This is a genomic window from Glycocaulis sp., from assembly GCF_052168375.1.
Taxonomy (GTDB): Bacteria; Pseudomonadota; Alphaproteobacteria; order Caulobacterales; family Maricaulaceae; genus Glycocaulis.
Window position 1 is genome coordinate 1 of sequence record NZ_JBQLZR010000181.1, and the last position, 4624, is coordinate 4624.

Consider the following 4624-nt stretch of genomic DNA (forward strand, 5'->3'; position numbering starts at 1 on the left):
GGCCGATATTGGCGTAACCGGCAGAGGACACCCGGGCCATGACCCGCATGACCTGCCCGTAATCGACCGCCTCGTCAGCACGGATATAGACGCGCGCCTCCGAGCCGGTCTGCGAGATCGCTTCCAGGCGCGGTACAAGTTCCTCGAACGCAACCTGCGTCTCCTGCAGATAAAGCGTGCCGTCGGCCTGAATGGTGATGGTCAGCGGCTCTTCAGAGGTTGTCATCGCGCGTGCCTCGGTATCGGGCAGGCTGACATCGACGCCCACCGTCAGAAGCGGGGCCGCAACCATGAACACGATCAGCAGAACGAGCATCACATCAACGTACGGGACGATGTTGATCTCTGCCTTGGGCTTCCAGCGGCGGCCAGAGCGGCGGCCGCCCATGTCCACATTGCCGGCCATCTAGCCCTCCCGCGCGGCGAGAGCGGAGAGATCGTCGACGAAGCCTTCCAGGCGCACGGCATACTTGGCGAGCTGGGAAGAGAGCGCGTTGAAGAAAATCACCGCCGGGATAGCGGCAACGAGGCCAAGGCCGGTTGCAAACAGCGCCTCGGCGATACCCGGCGCCACGACGGCAAGATTGGTGTCGCGCGAAGCGGCGATGGAGCGGAAGGAGTTCATGATGCCCCAGACCGTTCCGAAGAGGCCGATAAAGGGTGCGGAGGAGCCGACAATGGCCAGAATACCCAGCCCCTGCTCCATCCGGGTCAGTTCGCGATTGGCCTCCGCGCCGCCGGAGCGCGAAACCGAGTAGCTGTCCCAGTCGCGAAGGGCGGCCGCCAGCACGCGGCTGAACGGGTCCTTGGGATTGCGCGCATAGCGGTTGGCAAGGTCATCGATCGAGCCGCCTGCCCAGAAATCGTCCTCGAAGCTGGCTGCCTGCGAGCTTGCCTTGCGGAATTGCAGGAATTTCTCGATGGCGACGGCCCATGACCAGAGCGACATCAGAAGCAGAATGCCCATCACCGCCTTCACGATCATGTCGGCGCGCATGAAAAGGTAGAAAATCGTCAGTTCCTGCGCTGGCTGGGCCAGTTCTACGGCAACGCTGTCCATGGCGGCTCCCTCACACTCCTCGCGAACGGATGAGCGCGCTTCCTAGCGATGCGCGAAGCACTCGCCAAGACCGGCACGCTCAAAACCCGCCCGAAGATGTTCCCGGCGGACTTTCTCTGATCCGATTGGGGCGATTTGAAGGAAGAAGGGTTAAGGACGCGTTTGGAATTGCAGACGCGAGCGGTCAGCCTCTCGCCACCTTGCCCAAAGCATCCTTCAGGCCGGCAGGCAGGCGCTTCGGACGGCCGTCGAGATCAATGCAGACCGCCTCGACCTCGGCGCTGGCCAGCAACACACCCTCCCGCGTGACCGTCTGCTCAATGGCCATGCGCACGCCGGTGAGGCTGGAGAAGCGGGTTTCAACGACCAGCGCATCATCAATGCGGGCAGGCGCGTGATATTCGACGGTCACCTTGCGCACTGCAAAGCCCAGCGGCGGATCCCCCTGCAACAACTGAGCATGGCTTAGGCCCGCCGTTCGAAGCGCGTCGGTCCGCCCACGCTCTAAGAATTTGAGATAGTTGGCGTAATAGACGATGCCGGTGAAATCGGTGTCCTCATAATAGACGCGCACGGGCAGGTAATGCGCGCCATCACGCCAGTATCCCGCTTGCGGATCGTACACGGTCATTGCCCGTCCCCGAACAGGTCCGGTCCGGCGCGCGGCGGCTCGTATCCCATGTGCGTCCAGGCGCGCGGGGCGGCGATCCGCCCCCTCGGCGTGCGCTGGATAAAGCCTTGCTGGATCAGGAAAGGCTCGACCACTTCTTCGAGCGCGTCGCGGGCCTCGGCGCAGGCCGCTGCCAAAGTTTCCACGCCTGTGGGGCCACCGGCAAAGCCGTCGATCAGAACCCGCAGATATCGCCTGTCGAGGCTATCGAGGCCAACCTCGTCGACTTCGAGGCGTTTCAGGGCACGGTCTGCAACCCTGGCTGAAATGGTCACCTCCCCGTCCGCTTCGGCAAAGTCGCGCACGCGGCGCAGGAGGCGTCCGGCTACACGCGGTGTGCCGCGTGCCCGGCGGGCGATCTCGCGCGCGCCGTCCGGCTCGATGGCAGCACCCAGCTTGCCGGCACCACGCGTCACAATGCTGGTCAGTTCCTTTTCGCCGTAGAACTCAAGGCGCACCGGAACGCCGAACCGGTCGCGCAGCGGCGTTGCCAGCAGGCCTGCGCGCGTGGTTGCGCCGACGAGGGTGAAGGGGGGCAGATCAATGCGCACGGTGCGCGCGCTCGGCCCCTCCCCGATCACCAGATCCAGCGCAAAATCCTCCATGGCCGGATAGAGGATTTCCTCCACCACCGGCAGGAGGCGGTGGATCTCGTCAATGAAGAGGACGTCGCGCGCTTCGAGATTGGTCAGGATGGCAGCCAGATCGCCTGCGCGGGCGATGACAGGGCCGGAGGTGGCGCGGAAATTGACGCCCAGTTCGCGCGCGACGATCTGGGCAAGCGTTGTCTTGCCAAGCCCCGGCGGGCCGGACAGGAGAACATGGTCCAGCGCCTCGCCCCGGCTGGCGGCCGCCTTCACGAAAACCTTCAGATTGTCGATGGCTGCGCGCTGGCCGACAAATTCGTCAAAGCTCAAGGGGCGCAGCGCCTTGTCACGGCCATCGCCGGGTGCCGGATCAGACGAGATGATGCGATCGGGCTCGCTCATCGCGCCAGCTCCTTCAGGGCGGCGCGGATCAGCAGGGTTTCGCCCGAACCCGGGTTGGCGGTGATGGCAAGGGCGACGGCGTGACGCGCTTCACTCTCGCCATAGCCCAGATTGATGAGCGCGCTGATCGCCACATCACGGGCCGTATCATCAGTGTCTGCTTCCGGCGCGGAAGGGGCCGAAACAGGTGTGGCTTCATCACTGTCAGCAAGGGCCTCGACCAGCGTTTCGCCCGCCGTCTTGCTGCGCCGCCGGGCCGGTGGGGCCTTGCCCTTGAGTTCCACCGCGATGCGTTCGGCGAGCTTTCGCCCCACGCCTTTAGCGCGTTCGAAGGCCGAGGCATCGCCAAGCGCCGCTGCGGTTTCGATCCCGGACGCCGACACGGCATCGAGGAGGGCCAGAGCGTGCTTCGCACCCACGCCCTGCACGGCCTGAAGGCGGACAAACCAGGCGCGTTCGGCCTCGGTAAAGAACCCGAACAGGCGAAAGGCATCTTCGCGGACATAGGTCTCGATATGCAGCGTGACCCCTGCGCCAATCGTCAGGCGCGACAGGGCGCGCGAGCCGACGCTGACCAGATAGCCGACACCGCCGACATCAATCACCGCCTCGTCATCACCAAGGGCAAGCACGACGCCTTTGAGCATTCCGATCATGCGCTCAATCTCGCTATTGAACCCCGGTGATGCGCGTGACACACCGCTACCGCCAGCGCGTCGGCGGCATCCGCGCTGGCCCGGCTGCCCGGCAAGATGACCGCAATCATGGCGGCAACCTGGTCCTTCTCGGCCCCGCCCGTGCCCACGACCGCCTTCTTGACCAGGCGCGGCGCGTATTCCGCGACACTCAGGCCCGCCCGGGCCGCCGGCAGGATTGCCGCTGCACGCGCCTGACCCAGCTTCAGGGCCGTGCCGGCATTGGCGCTGACGAACTGGTCTTCAACCGCCGCCTCGTGAGGCGAGTATTCTGCCACCAGCGCTTCGACGCTGGCAAAAATCGCATGAAGACGTTCCGGCAAGGGCGCCTTAGCGGGGGCCCGGATAATGCCGTGCGCGACCAGCGACAGGCGCGTGCCGGTCTGGTCGATCACGCCCCAGCCCGTTGCCGCAAGGCCTGGATCAATGCCGAGAATACGAATCGTCTGGCTCATCGCGGCAGCATAGACCTGCTCCGCCCCGCCACGCACCCTTGCGCTGCAAGGCGGGGTAGCGCCATCACACTGGCAAGCCAATTTGCCCGTGCTTTCAATTTCCTGCTGGCAATGCGGTCCATCAGGGCATAGGCTTTCGAACATTGAGGACAGGTATCCTGGGGAGGTAACGCCGATGTCCGACGACAATTCCGACAAGCCCAAAAAGGGCCTGCGCCCGGTTTCGCGCCGCTCTTTCCTGGGGCAGGTTGCCGGCGGCGCAACCTTGCTGGGCCTTGGCGGCTGCGCAACGACCGGCGCGCCCTACACCGGAGTTACCGATACCGATGCCGGCCTTTATGCCGATGCCGCCGGTTATGGCATTCGCGGCGGCTATCGCGGTTGTACCGACGCCGATGCTGGCCCCTATGCCGATCCGGCCAATCAGGGCCGGTCCTGCCATTCGGGCGGTCAGACCGGTTATACCGACAATGATACCGGGCCTTATGCCGACCCTGTCGGCGGGGGCAGAGGTCATGGCGGGCGTCCCCAGACCGGCTATACCGACAATGACCGCGGTGCCTATGCTGACCCTGCAGGCGCAGGGCGCGGCGGGCGGCCGCAAACAGGTTATACCGATAACGATACTGGCGCGTATGCGGACCCGGCCGGTGGTGGACGCGGGCGCGCCCGCAACTGCTCGGATACCGATGCCGGCGCCTATGCCGATCCGGCCTATCAGGGACGCCGGTGCTAGACGACACCATGCAAGGTTC

7 protein-coding genes are annotated in these 4624 nt (G+C 65.1%); 1 reads left to right on the plus strand and 6 read right to left on the minus strand.

The window, feature by feature from the left end:
* From ACTS2Z_RS07245 to ruvC, 6 genes are all read right to left on the minus strand, one after another.
* Positions 1 to 406, minus strand: a 406-nt coding sequence (locus tag ACTS2Z_RS07245; protein WP_442572550.1) for an ExbD/TolR family protein, incomplete at its 3' end; no start/stop codon positions are given.
* A complete protein-coding gene (locus ACTS2Z_RS07250) occupies positions 407 to 1060 on the minus strand; it encodes a MotA/TolQ/ExbB proton channel family protein (RefSeq protein WP_442572551.1) in 654 nt (217 codons plus the stop codon).
* Between the two features lie 184 nt (positions 1061 to 1244).
* Positions 1245 to 1691: a tol-pal system-associated acyl-CoA thioesterase gene (gene ybgC, locus ACTS2Z_RS07255; RefSeq protein ID WP_442572552.1), complete on the minus strand. Its 447-nt coding sequence runs from the start codon at positions 1689 to 1691 to the stop codon at positions 1245 to 1247.
* Entirely contained in the window at positions 1688 to 2719 is a 1032-nt protein-coding gene (ruvB, locus tag ACTS2Z_RS07260) for a Holliday junction branch migration DNA helicase RuvB (RefSeq protein WP_442572553.1), read from the minus strand. The genes ybgC and ruvB overlap by 4 nt, the downstream gene beginning before the upstream one ends.
* The gene (ruvA, locus tag ACTS2Z_RS07265) at positions 2716 to 3375 is read right to left on the minus strand and encodes a Holliday junction branch migration protein RuvA (protein WP_442572554.1); all 660 of its coding nucleotides are present in this window, start codon (positions 3373 to 3375) and stop codon (positions 2716 to 2718) included. Before ruvA ends, ruvB begins: the two co-directional genes overlap by 4 nt.
* Positions 3372 to 3869 (minus strand): crossover junction endodeoxyribonuclease RuvC, encoded by a 498-nt coding sequence (ruvC, locus tag ACTS2Z_RS07270; protein WP_442572555.1) that lies wholly within the window; start codon positions 3867 to 3869, stop codon positions 3372 to 3374. Before ruvC ends, ruvA begins: the two co-directional genes overlap by 4 nt.
* A gap of 175 nt (positions 3870 to 4044) precedes the next feature.
* Here ruvC and ACTS2Z_RS07275 point away from each other — a divergent pair, with 175 nt between their 5' ends.
* The gene (locus ACTS2Z_RS07275; RefSeq protein ID WP_442572556.1) at positions 4045 to 4605 is read left to right on the plus strand and encodes a hypothetical protein; all 561 of its coding nucleotides are present in this window, start codon (positions 4045 to 4047) and stop codon (positions 4603 to 4605) included.
* Positions 4606 to 4624 lie beyond the last annotated feature (19 nt).

What these genes read in the sequence shown, in the direction of transcription:
- ACTS2Z_RS07250 (WP_442572551.1), bottom strand. Translation starts at nt 1,060, where the DNA reads ATGGACAGCGTTGCCGTAGAACTGGCCCAGCCAGCGCAGGAACTGACG.
- ybgC (WP_442572552.1), bottom strand. Translation starts at nt 1,691, where the DNA reads ATGACCGTGTACGATCCGCAAGCGGGATACTGGCGTGATGGCGCGCAT.
- ruvB (WP_442572553.1), bottom strand. Translation starts at nt 2,719, where the DNA reads ATGAGCGAGCCCGATCGCATCATCTCGTCTGATCCGGCACCCGGCGAT.
- ruvA (WP_442572554.1), bottom strand. Translation starts at nt 3,375, where the DNA reads ATGATCGGAATGCTCAAAGGCGTCGTGCTTGCCCTTGGTGATGACGAG.
- ruvC (WP_442572555.1), bottom strand. Translation starts at nt 3,869, where the DNA reads ATGAGCCAGACGATTCGTATTCTCGGCATTGATCCAGGCCTTGCGGCA.
- ACTS2Z_RS07275 (WP_442572556.1), top strand. Translation starts at nt 4,045, where the DNA reads ATGTCCGACGACAATTCCGACAAGCCCAAAAAGGGCCTGCGCCCGGTT.